Annotated in this window: 1 pseudogene; it reads left to right on the forward strand. The window is 68.7% G+C overall.

The features are described 5' to 3' along the window. Positions 1-40: 40 nt before the first annotated feature. A pseudogene (locus ACZYRU_RS26930) lies at positions 41-297 on the forward strand (aminopeptidase N); the annotation flags it as partial.

The raw sequence follows: 297 nt of genomic DNA on the forward strand, positions 1-297 counted from the left end.
CGACATCTCAGGCGCGACGCAGGAGGGCGTGGAGACCTTCGTGTCCACCACCACGCTGACCTACACCTGTCGCCAGCCCGGCTCCGCCACCTTCGCCGACCACGTCGACGCGACGATCCACGAGATCACCCTCAACGGCGCTCCGCTCGACCCCGCCACGGCATACGTCGACAGCCGGTTCGCGCTGCCCGACCTGCAGGCCGAGAACGTGCTCGTCGTCAAGGCCGACTGCACCTACTCCCACACCGGCGTGGGCCTCCACCACTTCGTGGACCCGGCCGACGGCAAGGTCTACCT

The sequence above is a fragment of the Nocardioides sp. F233 genome, assembly GCF_057813895.1.